The sequence below is a fragment of the Paenibacillus jiangxiensis genome (assembly GCF_046098255.1).
In the GTDB taxonomy this organism is placed as follows: Bacteria; Bacillota; Bacilli; order Paenibacillales; family Paenibacillaceae; genus Paenibacillus; species Paenibacillus jiagnxiensis.
This window is the reverse complement of record NZ_JBJURI010000009.1, coordinates 154,341-173,205: the sequence shown is the minus strand read 5'-3', so window position 1 is coordinate 173,205 and position 18,865 is coordinate 154,341. Positions and strand designations below refer to the sequence as shown.

Annotated in this window: 19 protein-coding genes; 6 read left to right on the top strand and 13 right to left on the bottom strand. The window is 49.6% G+C overall.

The features are described from left to right. Positions 1-130 precede the first annotated feature (130 nt). Both ACI1P2_RS11480 and ACI1P2_RS11475 read right to left on the bottom strand, forming a co-directional pair. Positions 131-856 (bottom strand): response regulator, encoded by a 726-nt coding sequence (locus tag ACI1P2_RS11480; RefSeq protein ID WP_355319821.1) that lies wholly within the window; start codon positions 854-856, stop codon positions 131-133. Continuing rightward, positions 853-2,451: a sensor histidine kinase gene (locus ACI1P2_RS11475; protein WP_355319820.1), complete on the bottom strand. Its 1,599-nt coding sequence runs from the start codon at positions 2,449-2,451 to the stop codon at positions 853-855. The genes ACI1P2_RS11480 and ACI1P2_RS11475 overlap by 4 nt, the downstream gene beginning before the upstream one ends. Before the next feature lie 219 nt (positions 2,452-2,670). On the opposite strand from ACI1P2_RS11475, the gene ACI1P2_RS11470 reads away from it, so the two are divergent. Genes ACI1P2_RS11470 through ACI1P2_RS11455 form a run of 4 tightly spaced genes read left to right on the top strand, consistent with a single transcriptional unit; the run spans position 2,671 to position 7,222 of the window. Then, positions 2,671-3,696, top strand: a complete 1,026-nt coding sequence (locus ACI1P2_RS11470; RefSeq protein WP_355319818.1) for a Bug family tripartite tricarboxylate transporter substrate binding protein — start codon at positions 2,671-2,673, stop codon at positions 3,694-3,696. A 56-nt stretch (positions 3,697-3,752) separates the two neighbouring features. Continuing rightward, positions 3,753-4,208, top strand: coding sequence for a tripartite tricarboxylate transporter TctB family protein (locus ACI1P2_RS11465; RefSeq protein WP_355319816.1), 456 nt, complete (start codon positions 3,753-3,755; stop codon positions 4,206-4,208). 21 nt (positions 4,209-4,229) lie between these two features. Continuing rightward, positions 4,230-5,756 (top strand): tripartite tricarboxylate transporter permease, encoded by a 1,527-nt coding sequence (locus tag ACI1P2_RS11460; protein WP_355319814.1) that lies wholly within the window; start codon positions 4,230-4,232, stop codon positions 5,754-5,756. Between the two features lie 44 nt (positions 5,757-5,800). Next, entirely contained in the window at positions 5,801-7,222 is a 1,422-nt protein-coding gene (locus ACI1P2_RS11455; RefSeq protein WP_355319812.1) for an NAD-dependent malic enzyme, read from the top strand. Between the two features lie 113 nt (positions 7,223-7,335). Here the strand turns inward: ACI1P2_RS11455 and ACI1P2_RS11450 are convergent, their stop codons facing one another. From ACI1P2_RS11450 to ACI1P2_RS11440, 3 genes are all read right to left on the bottom strand, one after another. Next, positions 7,336-8,043, bottom strand: a complete 708-nt coding sequence (locus ACI1P2_RS11450; protein WP_408976201.1) for an aspartate/glutamate racemase family protein — start codon at positions 8,041-8,043, stop codon at positions 7,336-7,338. 290 nt (positions 8,044-8,333) lie between these two features. Then, positions 8,334-9,008 (bottom strand): pectate lyase, encoded by a 675-nt coding sequence (locus ACI1P2_RS11445; protein ID WP_355319810.1) that lies wholly within the window; start codon positions 9,006-9,008, stop codon positions 8,334-8,336. Positions 9,009-9,281: 273 nt separating this feature from the next. Next, on the bottom strand, positions 9,282-9,425 hold the full coding sequence (locus tag ACI1P2_RS11440) for a hypothetical protein (protein WP_355319808.1): 144 nt from the start codon (positions 9,423-9,425) through the stop codon (positions 9,282-9,284). A 26-nt stretch (positions 9,426-9,451) separates the two neighbouring features. Between ACI1P2_RS11440 and ACI1P2_RS11435 the strand changes: the two genes are divergently transcribed. Beyond that, a complete protein-coding gene (locus ACI1P2_RS11435; protein WP_355319806.1) occupies positions 9,452-10,945 on the top strand; it encodes a peptide MFS transporter in 1,494 nt (497 codons plus the stop codon). 159 nt (positions 10,946-11,104) lie between these two features. On the opposite strand, the gene rlmN is transcribed toward ACI1P2_RS11435, so the two are convergent. From rlmN to ACI1P2_RS11415, 4 genes are all read right to left on the bottom strand, one after another. Continuing rightward, positions 11,105-12,169 (bottom strand): 23S rRNA (adenine(2503)-C(2))-methyltransferase RlmN, encoded by a 1,065-nt coding sequence (gene rlmN / locus ACI1P2_RS11430; RefSeq protein WP_355319804.1) that lies wholly within the window; start codon positions 12,167-12,169, stop codon positions 11,105-11,107. Between the two features lie 310 nt (positions 12,170-12,479). Beyond that, positions 12,480-12,665, bottom strand: coding sequence for an aspartyl-phosphate phosphatase Spo0E family protein (locus ACI1P2_RS11425; protein ID WP_355319802.1), 186 nt, complete (start codon positions 12,663-12,665; stop codon positions 12,480-12,482). 405 nt (positions 12,666-13,070) lie between these two features. Next, a complete protein-coding gene (locus tag ACI1P2_RS11420) occupies positions 13,071-13,199 on the bottom strand; it encodes a hypothetical protein (RefSeq protein WP_355319800.1) in 129 nt (42 codons plus the stop codon). Between the two features lie 94 nt (positions 13,200-13,293). Then, complete coding sequence (locus ACI1P2_RS11415; RefSeq protein ID WP_355319798.1) at positions 13,294-14,670, bottom strand: helix-turn-helix domain-containing protein; 1,377 nt, start codon at positions 14,668-14,670, stop codon at positions 13,294-13,296. Positions 14,671-15,012: 342 nt separating this feature from the next. Here ACI1P2_RS11415 and ACI1P2_RS11410 point away from each other — a divergent pair, with 342 nt between their 5' ends. Beyond that, entirely contained in the window at positions 15,013-15,903 is an 891-nt protein-coding gene (locus ACI1P2_RS11410) for an AraC family transcriptional regulator (protein ID WP_355319796.1), read from the top strand. Between the two features lie 566 nt (positions 15,904-16,469). Here the strand turns inward: ACI1P2_RS11410 and ACI1P2_RS11405 are convergent. The 4 genes from ACI1P2_RS11405 to ACI1P2_RS11390 all read right to left on the bottom strand — a co-directional run bounded on the left by ACI1P2_RS11405 (position 16,470) and on the right by ACI1P2_RS11390 (position 18,844). Next, complete coding sequence (locus ACI1P2_RS11405) at positions 16,470-16,769, bottom strand: helix-turn-helix transcriptional regulator (RefSeq protein ID WP_408976200.1); 300 nt, start codon at positions 16,767-16,769, stop codon at positions 16,470-16,472. Further along, on the bottom strand, positions 16,766-17,146 hold the full coding sequence (locus tag ACI1P2_RS11400) for a type II toxin-antitoxin system RelE/ParE family toxin (protein ID WP_355319792.1): 381 nt from the start codon (positions 17,144-17,146) through the stop codon (positions 16,766-16,768). The genes ACI1P2_RS11405 and ACI1P2_RS11400 overlap by 4 nt, the downstream gene beginning before the upstream one ends. A 202-nt stretch (positions 17,147-17,348) precedes the next feature. Then, entirely contained in the window at positions 17,349-17,972 is a 624-nt protein-coding gene (locus ACI1P2_RS11395) for an AAA family ATPase (protein ID WP_355319788.1), read from the bottom strand. A gap of 5 nt (positions 17,973-17,977) precedes the next feature. Beyond that, positions 17,978-18,844 (bottom strand): class II fructose-bisphosphate aldolase, encoded by an 867-nt coding sequence (locus tag ACI1P2_RS11390; RefSeq protein ID WP_355319786.1) that lies wholly within the window; start codon positions 18,842-18,844, stop codon positions 17,978-17,980. Between the last annotated feature and the right edge of the window lie 21 nt (positions 18,845-18,865).

Here is an 18,865-nt window from a genome sequence, read left to right as displayed (position 1 = left end):
CTATTGGTGGCTTGGCTTTAGCCTTTCCAAGCAGGATTTCCACCTGCTAAACTTCACAACCTAAGCTTGGTCGCACCAAAAGTTGAGTTATAAAATTCTATAACCATCAAAAAGGGACGTCCCATATGGTCTATTGACCCGGGACGTCCTTTTCTATACCGAGAGACGTTTTTCTTTTGTAGACTCTTTCCGGCCTTCCGACCGTACCATACGATATATCCGCGATCATTTCACCTTTGGCCACAAAATACTCCAGATAGCGGCGGGCCGTCGTCCGGCTGAAGCCTGCCTTTCTGCCCAGCTCCTCGGCAGTGATCACCTCCGGGCATTCGCGTATAAAAGCCTCGATCTTCTCCCGTGTCAGCTTGTCGATGCCTTTGGGAAAGTAAGGCTCCTTGTCTCTGCTCCTGTCCCCCGTGCCCCACAGCAGCCGGTCAATCCCCTCCTGGTCAATCTCCTGATCCGGCCCGCTCATGGTCTGCAGCTGCCGATGGTAGGATTCATAGGCCTTCAGCTTCTCCTGAAAACGCTCAAAGACCACCGGCTTAATCATAAAATCATATACGCCGCGCCGAATGGCCTCCCTGACCGTATCGAAATCCCGCACCGCCGTGATGATGATGACATCCGTCAATGGATAATGCGTCTGAATGTATCGGAACAGATCCAGCCCATCCATGCGGGGAAAATGCAAATCCAGCAAAACCAGATCCGGCTCCAGAATTTCCAGATGCTCATACGCCTGCTGTTCATCCGTCGCAATGCCGACGACTTCAAAGCCTCCTGTCTTCTCGACAAACCGGCGGTTGATCCCGGCAATCCGCAAATCGTCTTCGATGATCAATACCCGAATCATGGGCTCTCCCCCTTTCGATCGGAAATCGGGATGTTCACTTGAAATACGGTTCCCCGCCCGGCGGCCGACTGAAACTTGATGCTTCCTCCCAGCTCCTCAGCAGCCTGCCTGACAATCGCCAGTCCGAAGCCTCTTCCCTTCGCGGCTTTGGTAGAGTAGCCTGTTTGGAATATATGCGCGGCAGCCTCCTCAGGCACGCCCGCTCCAAGGTCCGCAACCTCGATGAGCAGGCCTCCGTTTCGGTCCGACAATACCACGTTAACCTGACGGCGGCCTTCTTCTGCATCAATCACCGCCTCCAGCGCATTGTCAATCAGGTTGCCGATGATCGTTACCAGGTGGTTCCGGTTCATATCCTCAGGGATTTTTTTAAAAGAACTGCGCTCATTTACGGTCAATTCAACCTTCAATTCATTAGCACGGTTGAACTTGCCGATCAGAATGCCGCCGATCATCGGATCGGGAATCTCCCGCATGAGAAAATGAATGAGGCTTTGGTGCACGTCAGTCTCATGCGTGATCAGATCCATAGCCTCCTGATAGGACTCCAGCTGAATCAGCCCGTAAATGGTATACAGCTTGTTGGAATATTCGTGGGTCTGCGTGCGGAGCGCCTCCGCATACCGCTTTACTTGGGTCAGTTCCTCCGTAACACGCAGCAGCTCCGATTTGTTGCGGAAGCTGGATACCGCGCCGATGATCTGCTGCCCGTGATCGCGGATCGGAAGACGATTCACGACAACCGTGCTGCCGTTAATCAGCATTTCCTGATCGGACTCCGCTCTTCCCGTCCGCAGCACTTCCATCAAGCGCGATTCCGGCAGCAGCTCAAGAATGGGTGTGCCGATGATTCCCTCCTCTTCTTGTCTGCTCAGCAGCTTCATCGCCGTCTGGTTAACCAACGTTACGCCGCCCGCAGCATTCACGGCAATAATTCCTTCGTGAACGGTTTCCAGGATGGCTTTCTTTTCCTGATACAGCATGCCGATTTCATGGGGCTCAAGCCCAAAGATGGACCGCTTCACCCGCCGGGCGATCCATATGGCGCCTGCACAGCCGGACAAAAGAGTGAAGGCGGCGGTAAGCAAAATGTTGGTCCGGTAGGCGGCCACTTCCCGCTGCAACTTCTCAATCATAAAGCCTACGGAGACGACGCCGACGACCTGGCCGGTGCGGTCAAATACAGGCGCCTTCCCCCGCACCGAGGACCCCATCGAACCGACCGCCTCCGATATAATGGCATGCCCCTGCAGCACCGGGCCGTTATCGCCCCCCACCATCTTCATACCGATCCGCTCTTCAATGGGATGGGCATAGCGGATGCCGTCCCGGTTGCCGACCACAATGAATTCGGCACCGGTTTCCGTCCGTATCTGCTCGGCGACCGGCTGAATGACAGAGGAGGGATCATCCGCCTCAAAACCGCTGCGGATCACCTCCATCGAGGCCACCGCCTTGGCGATTTTCAGCGCGGCCGCGCCTGTATTCTGCTGCTGCACCGCAGCCAGCATCCGTTCAAAGCTCAGGGTCAGCACAATAATTGTGACCAGCAGCAGCGTGCCGATCAGGAGAATAAGCCTTGTCTGCAATCGCATCTCTGGTCCCCCCTGCAAGGTGAAGCTCTTGATGTATATGCATAATCATCTAAAAATCCCGTGAACTTTATGAACAAAATGCACAGTAAGGCCTTTTTTTAACTTATGTTCATATGCTGTGCAGCGAAAATATGGAGTGGTAGTATAAGCATACGAATTTGAGTAAGCGTTTACAAAAAAATTTTGAATACTCACTTTTGCTCAAGGAGGAATCGCTTCATGAGAACAAAACGGAAATTTTGGACCGTCCTTCTGCTGACTGCTATTACTGCCCTCAGCATGACGGCATGCAATTCTGCGTCATCGGGTGACGGGAAGAAATCTGCCTCCGGGTATCCCGAAAAGCCACTGATTATAACCGCTCCATCCGGGGCAGGCGGAGGCTGGGATAAAACCGCAAGGTCGCTGACCAAAGTGCTCTCGGAAGCCAACCTTGTCGATCAGACAATGACGGTCGAGAATAAGCCGGGCGGCGGCGGCACTGTCTTTCTGGCTGAATATGTGACCAAGGATAAAAACGATCCTTATAAGCTGTTCGTCAGCTCTCCTCCACTGCTCATCAACAAGCTGAAAAAGGAGGGCAACAGCCCTTACGGCTACCAGGACGTTACCCCGCTGGCCCAATTGACGAAGGACTACGGCGCCATTGCCGTGGCGGCTGATTCCAAGTACAACGATCTCCAAAGCCTGATTGACGACATTAAAGCCGATCCCTCGCAGGTTACGCTTGCAGGCGGCTCTGCGCCGGGCTCCATGGATCATTTAATCAGCATTTTACCAGCATTCAAATCGGGTGTCGACCCGAAAACTATTAAATATCTTTCTTATGACGGGGGAGGAGAAGCCATCGCCGCTCTACTCGGCAGCAACGCCGATGCCATCGGAACCGACGTCTCCTCACTCGGCAGCTATCTGAAGTCCGGTAAAATCAAAATCCTCGCCGTAACCTCCGCGGAACGGCTGGATGGCGATTTCAAGGATATTCCAACCTTGAAGGAGTTGGGGATCGATTCGGAATTTACGATCTGGCGGGGCGTGTTTGGTCCGAAGGGCATGTCGGAGGGGGAAATCGCTTACTGGGATAAGACGCTGCAGGCCCTCTCCGAGCATGATGTCTGGAAAAAGGAACTGCAGGCGAATGACTGGCAGAGCGAATATCGCAACTCCACCGATTTCGCCGCGTTCCTGGAGGAGCAGGACAAAGTGGTGCTTGAACTGCTGACCGCGCTCGGCATGCAAAAATAATATCCGCTGAGGGGCCCATGACTCCCCTCATTGCAAGCATCAGGAGGTGTATTTCCTTGAACAAAACGTTTGACCGCTATGCCAGCATTGTGTTCCTGCTGCTTGGCATCGGATTCATGTGGCAGAGTACGCAGATCAGCGCGTCTGCCTACGGGAGCACCGTCGGGCCGAACATCTTCCCCTTCTGCCTGGGCGGGCTGCTGATTCTGCTCAGCATCCGTCTTTTCTACGAAGTGCTGGTTTCCAAGGGTGGAGATTACAAGGCGGCAAAGCTGGATTACAAGCGCTTCCTGCTCATTTTCGTTTCAGCCGTGCTCTATGCGCTATTGTTTGAAACGCTCGGGTACATCCTTACCACCTTCCTGTTCCTGCTGTTCTGCTTTCAGGTGCTGGAACGGGGAAAGTGGCTGAAATCGGTGCTGATTGCCGCGCTCTTCGCGGTTGGCGTATACGTTCTTTTCGTAGTTATTCTGGAAGGCTCCATGCCCGGCTTCCCGGTATGGTTCTCATGATCGGCAGAAGGAGGGACATTCATGGGTACACTGCAATATCTTGCTGAAGGATTCGCCACCGCCCTGCAGTGGCACAATTTGCTGTTTGCTTTTATCGGTGTGCTGATCGGCACGGCCGTCGGGGTGCTGCCTGGCATCGGACCGATGAGCGGGGTTGCTCTGCTAATTCCGGTCACAGCATCAATGACTGGGGGGCTGAGCCCTGAAGCGGCGGCCACGAGCTCCATTATTCTGCTTGCAGGCGTCTATTACGGAGCGATGTATGGCGGCTCGACCACCTCCATCCTGCTGAATACGCCGGGGGAATCCTCCTCCGTCGTCACGACGCTGGACGGGTATCAGATGGCCCGCCAGGGCCGGGCTGGCCCGGCGCTCGCGATTGCGGCGATCGGTTCGTTTGTCGCGGGTTTGGTCGCTCTGGTGGCCCTCATTCTGCTGGCGGACCCGCTCTCCAATGTGGCCATCAAGTTTGGGCCCGCCGATTACTTCTCCCTGATGCTGCTCGGGCTCTGCGCCGTCAGTGGCCTGGCCGGCAAATCAGTAACGAAAGCGCTCATCATGACGGTCAGCGGGCTGCTGCTCGCCACGATCGGCATGGACACCGTTTCCGGAGTGGCACGGTTCACCTTCGATATTCCCATTCTGTACTCCGGTCTCGAATTTCTGACCGTGGCCGTCGGCCTGTTCGCCCTCGGCGAAGTGTTCAAGACCATCCTGGAAAAGGATTACTCAGGAGGCAAGATCGCCAAAATCGGCCGCATCCTGCCCACCCGCCAGGATATGAAAGACAGCGCCGGACCGATTGCGCGCGGCTCGCTGCTCGGCTTTTTCATCGGCATCCTGCCCGGCGCGGGAGCCACGCTCGCTTCCTTCTTCAGCTATATTGTAGAGAAGAAGGTGAGCAAGCATCCGGAAACGTTCGGCAAGGGCAATATCGCAGGTGTGGCGGCCCCCGAATCGGCGAATAACGCAGCCTCCGGCGGCGCCATGATCCCGCTGCTCACCCTGGGCATACCGGGGTCCGGCACGACGGCCATTTTGATGGGTGCCCTGATCATGTACAACATTCAGCCAGGCCCGCTGCTCTTTGATGAGCATCCCCAGGTGGCCTGGGGGCTGATCGCCAGCATGCTGATCGGCAATTTGATGCTGCTGGTGCTCAACTTGCCGCTGGTCAAGGTGTTTGCCAAGATTATTCAGACGCCGCCCAAATATTTGCTGCCCATCATTATCGCCATCTCGATATTTGGTGTATATGCCGTGCAGGTGCAGCTGTTCGATCTCCTTCTGCTGCTCGGATGCGGCGTGGCCGGCTTCCTGCTGGCGCGCAACGATTATCCGCTGGCTCCGCTGGTGCTGGGACTGGTTCTGGGGCCGATGATTGAAAACAACATGCGCCGCGCGCTCACGACCTCCAACGGCGATTTTATGATTTTTCTGCAGAAACCGCTGTCCGCCGTCTTTCTGCTAATTGCCGTACTTTGGCTGCTGGTGCCTGTTTTCATGAAAAAGAGAGGGAAACAGGTGGTCGTTAACGAAGAAGTGTAGAGGCGATATGCCAATTCAAATCACGTGAACCGGAGGAGACTGCAATGGGGAATACCAGACTTGGGGGAAAAAGCATCATACTCAGACTCGAGATTCAAACGGACACGATTAATTTCGGACAGGTAGCGTCCGTGATCTTCGCCGCCGGCGGAGATATTGTGGCCATTGATGTGATTTCGACGAGCCGGAACATGACCGTACGCGACATCACCATTACCGTGACAGACAGTGTGGATATCAGCATCATTACGGAAGCGGTAAAAAATATGGAAGGCGTACGTCTGGTTAACATTTCGGACCGCACCTTTCTGCTGCATCTCGGCGGTAAAATCGAGACCCAGCCCAAAACCCCGATCCAGAACCGGGACGATCTGTCACGTGTATACACCCCGGATGTGGCGCGCGTCTGCATGGCGATCCATGAGGAGCCGGACAAAGCCTATTCCTTGACGGTAAAAAGAAACACGGTCGCCGTCGTGTCCGACGGCAGCGCGGTGCTGGGACTCGGCAATATCGGCCCGTACGCCGCCATGCCTGTAATGGAGGGCAAATCCATGCTGTTCAAGCAGTTTGCCGGGGTCGATTCCTTCCCCATCTGTCTGAACACCCAGGATACCGAGGAGATTATCGCAGCGGTTAAAGCCATCGCTCCCGCCTTCGGAGGCATCAATCTGGAGGACATCTCCTCTCCGCGCTGCTTCGAGATTGAAGAGCGGCTGCGCCGGGAACTGGATATTCCCGTCTTCCATGACGACCAGCACGGCACTGCTGTAGTTCTCTACGCCGCCCTGATCAACGCCCTGAAAATCGTCGGCAAGTCCATCGACAGCCTTAAAGTGGTGGTCTGCGGCATTGGCGCCGCCGGCATCGCATGCAGCAAGATTCTGCTGTCCGCAGGTGTCAAAAATATCATCGGCGTCGACAAGATGGGAGCCATCTCTGCGGGCAACCAGTACGACAACCGCATGCTGCAGTGGTATGCAGAGCATACGAATCCGGAACGCGTGCAAGGGACGCTGCAGGAAGTCATCCACGGAGCCGACGTATTCATCGGGGTGTCCGCAGGCGGCATCCTCAGCCGCGAGGATGTCCAAAATATGGCCGAACAGCCCATTGTATTCGCCATGGCCAACCCGGTGCCGGAAATCCGGCCGGAGGAGATCGAGGATATCGCCGCCGTTATCGCCACCGGGCGCTCCGATTATCCGAATCAGATCAATAATGTGCTCTGCTTTCCCGGGATCTTCCGGGGAGCGCTGGACTGCCGTGCCTCGGAAATCAACGAAGAGATGAAGCTTGCGGCCGCTGAAGCCATCGCTTCCGCCATCTCGGAGGAGGAGCTTAATCCGCTTTATATTATTCCGAGCGTCTTCAACCAGCAGGTGGTCAAAGCCATCCGCGACAAGGTCGTGCAGGCCGCCATGCGTACCGGCACGGCCCGCAGAATTCCACGCGAATACAGATAATCCGCAGGTCTTGGAACCCGAAGCCGTCATGCTGGAGGCAGACAAACCACCGTTTTCAGGAGCCAACCTGGTCCCGGTGGTTTGTCTTGTCTCACGCGGCTTTCCAGATATTTTTACCGGCGCTCCAGCCCCAGTGTAACGGTCAGGGAAGGAACAAGCGCCTTCAGCGGGTTGCCGATTTCGCAGCGGCACTGCCTTTCAACCGCCTCGGCCGCCTCTGTCATGGACAGCTGCGCCGCAAAGATCATGCGCTGTTCTCCGGTTTGAATCAGCTCCTTCATATAACCGGACACTCTCTCCAGGTACTCTTCCTTCTTCCCTTCCATAATGAGCCCGAAGCTCCCTTCGATCAGTTGTGCTTCCACTTGCGGTACTTTGCCCACCTCATCTGCAAAGGCATGCAGTCTTCTCATTGTGCCTTCCACCGTCCCCGGATTCGTAAACAGCACAATTTGCGGCTGTTCATTGCTGCACAGGACATCAAAAAAAGGCTCATTGATTGTGATCACCGGCACCTGCCACTCCTGCCTGCTCTCTTCCAGCAGCGCTGCGTATTGGGTGCAAGTCACCAGCACGGCATCCGCACCGCAATCCATCATCCATTCCAGCTGATTCGTTGCATGTTCCAGAGCCTCTGCCTGGCTAAAACGCGGATCGGACGACATGCGACGGATGAGCCCGGGGTCCGTGTAATGCACAAGCTCCAGTCCGTAGGGAGCGAGAGCCTGTTCTATGTATTCAACATTCGAGTAGTGGGCATGCAAACAAGCCAGCCTTTTCATCACAGCACCTGCCTTCTTAATATCCTGCAAAATATTCAATTGGCATTCAGCCCGGATTCATATGCTATCCCAAATATTTTGGGGTGGGCTTTATTTCAATTTGAAGTGGTACACCATTGTCTTCATCGGTAAATTGTAACAGCACCTCATTATGCTCAACAAGTCTGCCGCTCTTGATGAGAAGCTCGTCCACACATTCTGGTATGACAGTCAGGCCTGCTAAGAAAGCGGCCATAGGCGAAAAAAGCCTGCCCCGCGAGAGGGACAGGCTTTACTTATGCTTTGAACCCCTGCCGCTTACAAGCCCTGCTGCATAACTTTAAGCAGGCTTAATACTCTGTATTGCCTGACTGGCTTGTCTTGCCGGATGCAAAGCCTTTGAACAGCGTTGGTACATTCGAGTATCTCGTGTTGGTTATTTTCGCCGTGCTTTTGCTGCTGTCTGTTCTGAAGATGGAGTCCTTGACATCGGAAATGTCCGAGTTGTCCAGCGTGAAGTTCACCTGATAGGACGTGCCGCCGTTCTGGCGGGCCAGCTTGCCGATATCATTGGCCTTGAAGTTCTTGATGTTAATGGTTCCTTCTGCATTCGCCTGGAACACTTTGTCATATGCTTTATAGGCTCCTCCGCCTGTAATGTTAACCGTACCTTTGGCTTTCAATGTCAGAGCATCTTCTCCTACATCCTGCCAGGTTACATTCGAAATAGTAGCGTTTCCATAACAATGTACACCATCGGCTCCCGGAGCGCCGATAATTACATTTTTAAGTGTGGCTCCGTTCTCAAGGCGGAAAATGGGCTTCTGCCCTTCATCTTGGCTGCCGTCTCCGAGTGTATCCGGATTAGCCACATAAGTTTGTCCTTTTCCATCAAATGTCTCGCCCGCCTTTACGAGAATCGTTTGCGAAACCACCTGAGGCGCGGCGTGCACCTTGCTGCTTACGGCGCCGAATGAAGTGATCAACAATGCGGATAACAAAAGAGCTGTCAAACCTTTTTTCATAGCCTTTGCATCCTTTCTATACCTTGAGATTTACGATAAGACCCACCCCCATTTCTCATGCTGTTTTCCTAAAAGAGATGTGCACCTCTCTTTTGTGAACGTTTTCAATAACCAACGCGAAATGGAAATCACCTTATCATATTGGTATATTTTTCAATTATAATCATTTCTGCAATTCCTTCAATCCTACCTTGTAACTATACAGAATAGAGGCCGTTTAACCCATTGGCCTCCCGAACTCTTAGTTCGTTTATACTAAATTTTTCCATATCATCAAATCCACAGCCCGGGTTCCAGCCAGCAATCTGCCAGAACGGAGCCGATTATATCTACCAGATTCTCTTTATGGGAATTACGCGGCGACAGGTTCATGCTGTTAAAAGACTTATTCGTCTCCAACATGGGTAATATATTCATTGACGTTATAAAAAGGAGGTTATTACGTGGCGGATTCTACAAAAGAAAGGGTATCTGCCAGCGTGCCGCAGACAGGCTTTTTCGGCCATCCCCGGGGATTGTTCACGCTGTTCTTTACGGAATTCTGGGAGCGGTTTTCTTATTACGGCATGAGAGCTATTCTTGTCTATTACATCTACTACGAAGCAACCCGGGGTGGTCTGGGGCTGCCCGAGCCAACGGCTCTCGCCATCATGTCCATTTACGGTTCGCTGGTGTATATGTCTGGTATTATCGGGGGATGGCTGGCTGACCGGATGCTCGGAACTTCACGAGCTATATTTTACGGCGGTATTCTGATTATGCTGGGCCACCTGGCACTGGCGGTTCCCGGAACCGTCTATATGTTTTTCATCTCGATGGTGCTTATCGTTCTTGGTACGGGGCTGCTAAAGCCGAATGTATCCAGCGTTGTCGGTGAATTGTACAGCGAAAAGGACGAGCGGCGGGACGCGGGCTTCAGCATTTTTTACATGGGAATCAATCTTGGCGGCTTCCTGGCACCTCTAATCGTGGGCACCGTGGGCATGGATTACAGCTTCCATCTCGGATTCGCCATCGCCGCGGCAGGGATGTTTCTCGGGCTGGTTCTGTTCGTCTCTACGCGCAAGAAATATCTGGGCCTCGCCGGCACTCTCGTACCCAACCCGCTGTCGCCTCAGGAGAAAAAGAAGGTGTTCGGCATACTGGGTCTGTGTGCGGCCATCATCGCTGTGCTAGTCGCGATTGCGATTCCTGCAGGAGCTCTCACCTTTGACAGCTTCATCACGCTGGTGGGGATCCTCGGCATATTGATCCCGATTGCCTACTTCGTGGTCATGTACAAAAGCTCAAAGACCACCGCCGTAGAACGGTCCAGAGTGCTTGCATATATCCCCCTGTTCATCGCCGGGGTAATGTTCTGGGCGATTCAGGAGCAGGGCTCTACCATTTTGGCCAATTATGCGGATCAACGGACACAGCTGAATTGGGCGGGAATTGAGCTTTCCCCGGCATGGTTTCAGTCGCTGAACCCGCTGTTTATCATTGTGCTTGCCCCGGCGTTCGCCTGGCTCTGGGTTAAGCTGGGGCGGAGGCAGCCCACTATTCCGCGTAAATTCTCGTTCGGCCTGCTGTTTGCCGGGCTGTCCTTTCTCGTCATTCTGCTGCCTGCCTATTGGAGCGGCCCGGATTCGCTGGTGAACCCGCTATGGCTTGTGCTCAGCTATTTCCTCGTTGTGATTGGCGAGCTGTGCCTGTCACCGGTCGGCCTGTCCGCCACTACCAAGCTGGCACCTGCCGCCTTCTCCGCGCAGACCATGAGTCTCTGGTTTCTGTCCAACGCGGCCGGTCAAGCTATTAACGCGCAGGTCGTTCAGCTCTACAGCGCGGAGAATGAGATGGCCTACTTCGGTATCATCGGTGCGGTATCCATCATTCTTGGCCTTCTCCTTTTCGCGGCAGCGCCAAAAATTCAGAGCTTTATGCAGGGGGTGCGTTAGATCGGAAGCCTGCATTAGCTGCTGAGCAGCCGTTCCGGTATCGGCGGCGTAAGAGAGCTGGAGAGAAAAGTTCTTATCGCGAAACGGTAAGGTGTTGAGCCTAGGTAAAGAAAGAGCCATAAGAACGGTTAAAACCGCTTTCTTATGGCTCTTTTCGGGTCAGGCTGTATTTTTGCGGATCTGTTTGCTGCGCAGCTGGCCGCAGGCCGCATCAATGTCCGTTCCATGCTCCATGCGTACCGTACAGTTGATCCCCTGCTTTTTCAGCGTATCATAAAAGCCGAGGATCGACTCCTGCTCGCTGCGCTGATACTGGCTGTGTTCATCCACCGGATTGTACGGGATCAGGTTCACGCTGGCGAGCCGCTGTTTGTCCTGCAGCAGCTCCGCAAGCTCCAGCGCGTGCTCCTTCTGGTCATTGACATCCCGGAGCAGGATATATTCGAACATAATTCTCCGCTTGGTCTTCTCCAGATAGTAATCGACCGCTTCCATCAGCTGTTCTATCGGATAGGCACGGTTAATCTTCATAATCCGGGTACGAAGGTCATTGTTTGCGGCATGAAGCGAAATCGCCAGATTGACCGGCAAGCCGCTGTCAGCAAATTCCCTGATCTTGTCAGGCAGCCCGCTCGTCGATACCGTAATACGGCGCACGCCAATGGCAAGGCCCTTATGATCCTTGATGATGTTAAGGAAATCAAGCAAATTGCCGTAGTTGTCGAACGGCTCCCCGATGCCCATCACCACCACATGGGTCACCTTCTCCCCCTGCTGCTTCCCGTCCAGGTGAAGCTGTACCTTCATAATCTGCTCAACGATCTCACCGCTCGTCAAATCCCGGCTCTTCTTGATCAGACCGCTCGCGCAAAAGCTGCAACCGATATTGCAGCCGACCTGAGTCGTGACACAGACCGACAGGCCGTATTTCTGGCGCATCAGCACCGTTTCAATAAGATTCCCGTCTTCCAGTCTGAACAGAAACTTGATCGTTCCGTCCGACGCTTCCTGTCTGACATGCTCTTCAAGTGTCCGGATGACAAAATGCTCTTCAAGCAGTTGAATGCAGGATGGGTGAAGCTCCGTCATCTCGGAAAATGCCGCAACACGCTGGCGGTACAGGTATTCCCACACCTGGGTAGCGCGGTGCTTCTTGTGGCCTCTTTCCTCCAGCCATGCCGTCAACTGTTCTATCGTCAATCCATAAATGGATGGTTTATTCATTCAACACCCTCATTTCCATCTATATCGTGAAAAATGTTTCCACGTGAAACATTTTGTCGGATTTTGCAGGCCTGGAGCGTTTCAAAGCCTAATTCTTATTTTCCCAAAATTTCAGTGTATAAACAAGAGGAACCGGCAGGGATTTTTACGAAAGCATGCGGGGAGCGCTGGCTGATTGTCTTGTGGCAGGAGAGCTTGCAGCTGCCGTGGCAAAAGTATGTCTTAAAATAATTTCGCTGACCTTTTCATGATCTGATAAAATAAAAGGGCGAGGCAACCCGGTAAAAGTTTCTCGCCCAAAGTCGATTGTTTACGCAATCGGCTTTTTAATTTTCTCTTTCCCCATTCGGTTGTACTGATTGATTAGCTCATCCAGTCGAATGGATTGTTTAAGTACTCTTGGATGACTCAGTTCTCCATACTTCTGTACCATCAGATGCAATCTTTGCCGCTCCCGCTCAATGCGGATTCGCAGTATTACTTTGCTGCTTGTCATAGGCTACAACCCTCCTTATGTGGTATTTTAGGTTTATTTGTCAAATAATTGCATAAGACAAAGATGGTAAGTAACCAGTTATTGGAACCCGGTGGTATCAACCCGATCGCTATCCTGGTTTTCTGCCCAAGCTTCCCCATTCAATCCAGCCGACCGGAGCGGCCCAGGCTCCTGCAACTGAATGATCTCCAAGCCCTAAACCAACCTCATTGTCCAGGCTTGGTTTAAACCAAACCCAGGTTGCAATCCGGCCAGAAAAATGTTGGTCCCACAGCTATCTGCTAAGAAAAAAAGACCTTCCGTATGGAAAGTCTTCAAAAAAATACTGCCAATATAAAAAATTATCCTCCGCCTATTCCATGACCCATTGTTGTTACAACCGTCGAAACAACTACAACCACAAAGCTACTCGTAACCAAGGATAACCAAATTCCTATTTTTCTCATTGATCTGATTCACCTCACCTGACAGCAACTTGAAATCCTGTACTTCTTCCTCGCTCGCCCAATCCATGTACATTTCAAATAGCGTCATATCATTAAGGAAGTTCCTTGATATAAAAAATTAGCCTCCTCCCCATCCATGACCCATTGTTGATACAACTGTCGAAACAACTACAACCACAAAGCTACTCATAACCCAGGGCAACCAAATACCTATTTTTCTCATTGATCCGATTCACCTCACTTGACAGCAATTTGAAATCCTGTATTTCTCCCTCGCTTGCCCATTCCCTGTACATTTCAAATCGTGTCAAACAGTTAAGAATATTCTTTATGCTGTTGATTCTAATCGATAATCGCAAACCTTCGAGTATGGGGTTTATTACATTACCCTGGCTCTTTTTGAATCGGTATGCACCTAAATCGCCATAGAATTGGGCAAGCTTTTCCTTCACCACAGAGTTATTATATGGACCATATTTTCCTTCCATCTCTGTAGATGGTATATACGCCGAGAAGCGCTCCAATATGTGATCAATATTAAAATTAAAGCGGTTAGCTGCTTTGACCATATAGCCCAACGCATAAAAGATTTCATCTGGCCGGGAAGCGACAAAATCGGCGTACTCCTCTAACGCGTCAGATTGTCCGGATAATACTCGGTATAAATAGGTATTGGCCGTTGCCCATTCCGCAAATTGGTGAATATGCCTACGCGCTTCTTCGTCTTTCTCACGAATCCACGATTCTCCTTGTCCGTACTGTGAAACATAATTTAAAGCCCCATCGAAATCCTCGAATTCATCACAGACAGTGGAGCGAGCAAGCCAGCCATACAAAATATAAAAATAGAACGGCCGTTTCGGTTTTCGCTCAGTTGAAGGCTGTTCATACTGGATCGTAGCGATCCGAAGCATTTCCACTGCAAGTTCATCTACCTTTTTCCACTTATGAGCGGTCACCATAACATCAATCAATTCTTTCAATGCATCGAGCTGATCCGCTTCATCCAAACGACTCACATACGCCTCAAACAAAATAGCCGATCTTAAATTCTCTTCCAGGTCATTTCCTAACGAGAGTTCGAATAAGCGATAACGGCAAATAGCCAATCGTTCTGAATGCTGGAATCTTTCCGCTTCGCTCACCTGGTTATAAATAATCGCCGCAGCTTGTCTATGTTCAGAAGCAAATAAGTCTTCTGCCATATCAAACAAAGCGGAAGTGTACGACAGATCATCCAATAACCGATGAACAATCCGTTCGATCAAGTCTACTCGGTTCAGTTCAGCACACCGAAAAATAAAAGGGCGAATCCGCCGCATGCTTGTGGTGAAAGCAAAGCATTCTTCAACATAGGATTCAAACAAAAAATCCTCGGGTAACTCCATCGCTGATGTTATAGACTCTAACTGCCGCATTGAAATTGGCTTCGTACCTTGAAGAATCCGGCTCAACGTGCCGGCATTCAGGCCTGAAATTTGTAGAAACTGAGTGAAACTTAAATTATGTTTATGCATGTATGTATTGAGTGTTTCACGAATTATATTGTCTGACTTCAAACCAGACTCACCCCCTCTACCACACATGAAAAAACCAAAATTTAGTATTAATCTATAGATTATAGTATCCGATAAATTGAACGTTGGTCAATCACTTAAAAACGTCAATATCGAGCAAATAAAGCTGAAAAAGTCGAATTTTCCAGCCAATAAGCTTTATATCTCCTGTCTGTAGGTATATGTAGAGCCACTACTACGTCAGGCTATGGCTGACAGGGCGGAACTAAGGAATTCGTCTCCCAAGAAGTGCACCACTTTTCCTTTTTGTGTGATATGTTAGTTTTAGCAAAATCTGTCCAATGACAGCACGTTAGAACAGGAAGGCTCCAGCATGCCGGTGGTATGATCAAGGCAAGGAAGGTGAAGAGGTTGGAATGGTTGACACGCATGAAGGATGCTTTGGATTATATCGAGGAGCATATGGAAGAACCGATATCCGCCAGTGACATTGCCAAGGTCGCCAGTTCCTCTACATTCCATTTTCAGCGGATGTTTCATATGCTGACGGGCATGACGGTTGCTGAATATATCCGCAAGCGCAGGCTGACGCTGGCCGCACAGGAGTTAGCAATCTCCTCCTCGAAGGTGCTGGATACGTCGCTCAAATACGGCTATGACTCGCCTGAGTCCTTCGCTAAAGCATTCCGCAAGCTGCACGGGATTTCACCCTCGGAAGCGCGTGAGCCCGGGGTAAACCTGAAGGCCTTTCCGCGCATATCCTTCCATTTATCCTTGAAAGGAGATCAGGACATGGATTACCGTATTGTGGAGAAAGCAGGCTTTACCGTTGTAGGCAAGTCGATTCAGGTGTCAATGAAGGATGGAGAGAACTTTAGGGCGATTCCCGCCTTCTGGGAACAGAGCAACTCCGACGGCACGACTGATGAGTTGATGGCACTAAGAGAAGATGGCGTAACTTTGGGAATATGCATGGCAGTAACGGACGATCCAGATCAGCTTACTTACATGATCGCTGCAGAGAGTGAAAAGGATGCTGCTGCATCGGATGACTTCATTACGTATGAGGTGCCTGCCTCCACCTGGGCCGTATTCCCTGTGGTCGGTCCCATGCCTGGAGCCATACAGGACGTATGGCAACGGATCTTCCAGGAGTGGTTCCCTGCCACTGGTTATGAGCATGCCGATGCACCGGAGCTTGAGGTGTATCCGCCCGGCGACCCGACAGCGGAAGACTACCGTACGGAAGTATGGATTCCAATTATGAAGAAATAAAAACGTCTATCGACGTAACCTCAAAGAAGACATACCGCAATTAGCGAATTTTTTTCTTGCGATATCAGGAAACTTTTACTTCGAAGCTTATTTTTTTGAAATTATAAACAACAAAAATCCGGTGAGAGAGCACCTCTACCGGATTTTTGTTTCACGCTTATTCACTCAAAAGACATATTTATGTTCTTTGTGCACATATTTTTCTTAGAAGGGATTGTTAATGTTGAAAAGCTTAGCTGGAAACTTGGTTCTTACGTTTTTTACTGCTCTCTTCGCTATTTATTTGTTTTCTGGAAAAGTAGATTTATATGGTTTAATCGTTTGCTTAATTAGCACAGGAATAGTAGCACTCGGTTATCTGTTTGTGTACTTAATAAAGAAAATCCGTAAATGAAACCGCATTTTTAATGCTAATTCGATTCCGGAATTTTTCGGCGTATCCTACATCTCTTAACAGACCTCATAGAAGCGTGGCAGATGCCTTCTGCTCTCACACTGTACATGATAAATTTCTTTCGTTTTATAAATTACAGTACAATCGAATACTATAACGCATCCCACCAGCCTTAGCCTATACTCACAGTCGCAGCCTCCTCCGCTCCATGCAAGCTTAGCTTCATCCCTAGGGCAATCGCTAGTTTAAATACTGTATCTAATCGGGGAATAGATCCACCATTTTCAATTCGCGCAATGGATTCCTGATGAAGCCCTACTTTATCGGCTAACTCCTTTTGTGTCCATCCAAGTTCGATTCGTCTTTGATGAATAGCATTCACAAGTTGGGCAACAGCTTCAAGCTCATTCATCCGTATTGGATCTATGGACTTTAACTCCTTCTTCTTATCGCTCCAGTTTTTCATCATCATTCACTCCTTTCGTTTCTCAGCAGCCAACTGTCCATTCGTTTTTTAGCAATCGCAATTTCCTTTGGAGGTGTCTTTTGCGTTGTTTTGGCAAAGTGATGTAGGAGAACAAGGTGATTTCCATTCCATCCAAAAAAGAGAATACGATTATGACCTGGGCGTAGCTCCCATATATCACCTGAAATCCTCTTAGTAAACCTCTCACCAGCTCGTGTTCCTCTATCTTCTAATCGATTCAAGCAGTAGAAGATCTGTTCCAATTGAACTCTTGCATTCTTATTATTGAGCGCGGCAGCATCAAGCTCATCAATGAAGTTCTCAACTGGCTTGTTACCGTTTTCGTCCTCATAAAATAATATATTATACAAAGCTGCCTCCATTTTTATAAGTGTACTCCCTCATCAATCTAATTATAACATATAGATCATAAATAATGTTAAGCTCCGTAACTAGGAACAAAGAGGTTATACAAAGGACTTCCTTTGTGATGGATCAAAAAGCAGCCGAAGATTAAAAAAGACTCCACAAACGTGAAGTCCCTAATTGCGCAGTCTGACACTTTTGAATTTTTCTTATACTTGCTCAATTCTCTGTATGATTACTTTCATCCCACAGTTTTATATCTTCCAACAGCTTAGAATAATTCACTTTTGTATAATCCGTTACATCTACTTCATATAACTTTCCTAACTCAAACGTGTCATATCCTCTTGTTGAGCATCTTTTTATAAATTCTTCATACGTCAATAAATGATCCGCTTTGCTTCGATCGGCCAGATACTGCCCCTTGTGGTATGAGGTTACAATATGACTTAAATGCCTTGTTGGATCCAAATCCCGTTTTTTTTGCCGTTCAAATAAAACATCCAGATCTGCAATTAATCGAATAGTCAGAACCCTATAATCATAATCTTCCGTTAATTTCTGAATAATGGGTTTCTGCTTCTGACTAAAAGGATAATCAGATAGGATATTGCTGCCTGCTTGCATTTGCTGCTCCATGATTTTATAGTATTTGGCCCATGCTGTCTGTTCTACTTCCCGCTTTTCGTTTAAATTATTAAAACCATACAAATCACAATAATATTCTTTTAGACTATCCTGGGAAAGCATATAAAATGAACCGAAAAAATTATTCAGGATATTACTGAGATAGGTTTTTCCCGTTCCCGGCAGACCTGCCAATAAGATCAGAACTCTATCCATTCCTGTCACCTCATGGTATTGAGACGACCCTCTTTATTCATAAAGATGCCTATTTTATGTTTTACAATTTCCTTCACTGCTTCATTACATGGGATAATATTGTGACGTAATGATTTACTCACTTTTGTTTCTTTAAAGTTCTCCTTCGCTGTTTGCGTCCATGTGACTAGCAACTCCGTACCTACATTAAATTTACGGATTCCGTTATCGATTAATTCATGAATATCCTCTTCCTTTACTCCCGTACCCCCATGAATAACCAAAGGCACATCGACTGCCGCATTGATTTCTTTTAATAGCGGTATATTTACTTCTGTTTTGGACTTATATTGACCGTGATTAGTACCGATGGCAATGGCCAAGGCATCTACCCCTGTCGCTCTGACAAACTCTGCGGCATCTTTGGGGTCCGTATAAACCTTCTTATCTTCATCGACATGGATCCCTTCTTCAGTACCGCCAATTGTTCCTAATTCACCCTCTACCGAAACACCATGTTTGTGTGCATAGTCTACTACCGCCCTTGTCTTCATAATATTCTCTTTAAAGGGCAAATGAGAGCCATCATACATCACGGATGTATAGCCTTTGTCAATGGCCTCTTTAATATCATTGAAATCTCTAGCATGGTCCAAATGCAGCACCACATCTACCATTTCTGTTGTGGCCATAGACTTGCATACAGCAACGAAATTTTCATGACCCACATATTTCGCTGTATCTATACTTGTTTGAATAATAATCGGTGCTCCTTGCTCTTTTGCCGCACGTATCATATCAGGTAACATCTCTAAATTATGGGCGTTAAATGCACCAACGGTATAATTTAATTCTTCCGCTCTGCGTGTCGCTTCTTTTAATGTGATATACATGAATCAGTTTCCTCCCCATAT

Coding starts and splice junctions, on each gene's coding strand:
- ACI1P2_RS11480 (WP_355319821.1), bottom strand. CDS start 856: ATGATTCGGGTATTGATCATCGAAGACGATTTGCGGATTGCCGGGATC.
- ACI1P2_RS11475 (WP_355319820.1), bottom strand. CDS start 2,451: ATGCGATTGCAGACAAGGCTTATTCTCCTGATCGGCACGCTGCTGCTG.
- ACI1P2_RS11470 (WP_355319818.1), top strand. CDS start 2,671: ATGAGAACAAAACGGAAATTTTGGACCGTCCTTCTGCTGACTGCTATT.
- ACI1P2_RS11460 (WP_355319814.1), top strand. CDS start 4,230: ATGGGTACACTGCAATATCTTGCTGAAGGATTCGCCACCGCCCTGCAG.
- ACI1P2_RS11455 (WP_355319812.1), top strand. CDS start 5,801: ATGGGGAATACCAGACTTGGGGGAAAAAGCATCATACTCAGACTCGAG.
- ACI1P2_RS11445 (WP_355319810.1), bottom strand. CDS start 9,008: ATGAAAAAAGGTTTGACAGCTCTTTTGTTATCCGCATTGTTGATCACT.
- ACI1P2_RS11440 (WP_355319808.1), bottom strand. CDS start 9,425: ATGAATATATTACCCATGTTGGAGACGAATAAGTCTTTTAACAGCATG.
- rlmN (WP_355319804.1), bottom strand. CDS start 12,169: ATGAATAAACCATCCATTTATGGATTGACGATAGAACAGTTGACGGCA.
- ACI1P2_RS11425 (WP_355319802.1), bottom strand. CDS start 12,665: ATGACAAGCAGCAAAGTAATACTGCGAATCCGCATTGAGCGGGAGCGG.
- ACI1P2_RS11420 (WP_355319800.1), bottom strand. CDS start 13,199: ATGACGCTATTTGAAATGTACATGGATTGGGCGAGCGAGGAAGAAGTA.
- ACI1P2_RS11410 (WP_355319796.1), top strand. CDS start 15,013: ATGATCAAGGCAAGGAAGGTGAAGAGGTTGGAATGGTTGACACGCATG.
- ACI1P2_RS11405 (WP_408976200.1), bottom strand. CDS start 16,769: ATGATGATGAAAAACTGGAGCGATAAGAAGAAGGAGTTAAAGTCCATA.
- ACI1P2_RS11400 (WP_355319792.1), bottom strand. CDS start 17,146: ATGGAGGCAGCTTTGTATAATATATTATTTTATGAGGACGAAAACGGT.
- ACI1P2_RS11395 (WP_355319788.1), bottom strand. CDS start 17,972: ATGGATAGAGTTCTGATCTTATTGGCAGGTCTGCCGGGAACGGGAAAA.
- ACI1P2_RS11390 (WP_355319786.1), bottom strand. CDS start 18,844: ATGTATATCACATTAAAAGAAGCGACACGCAGAGCGGAAGAATTAAAT.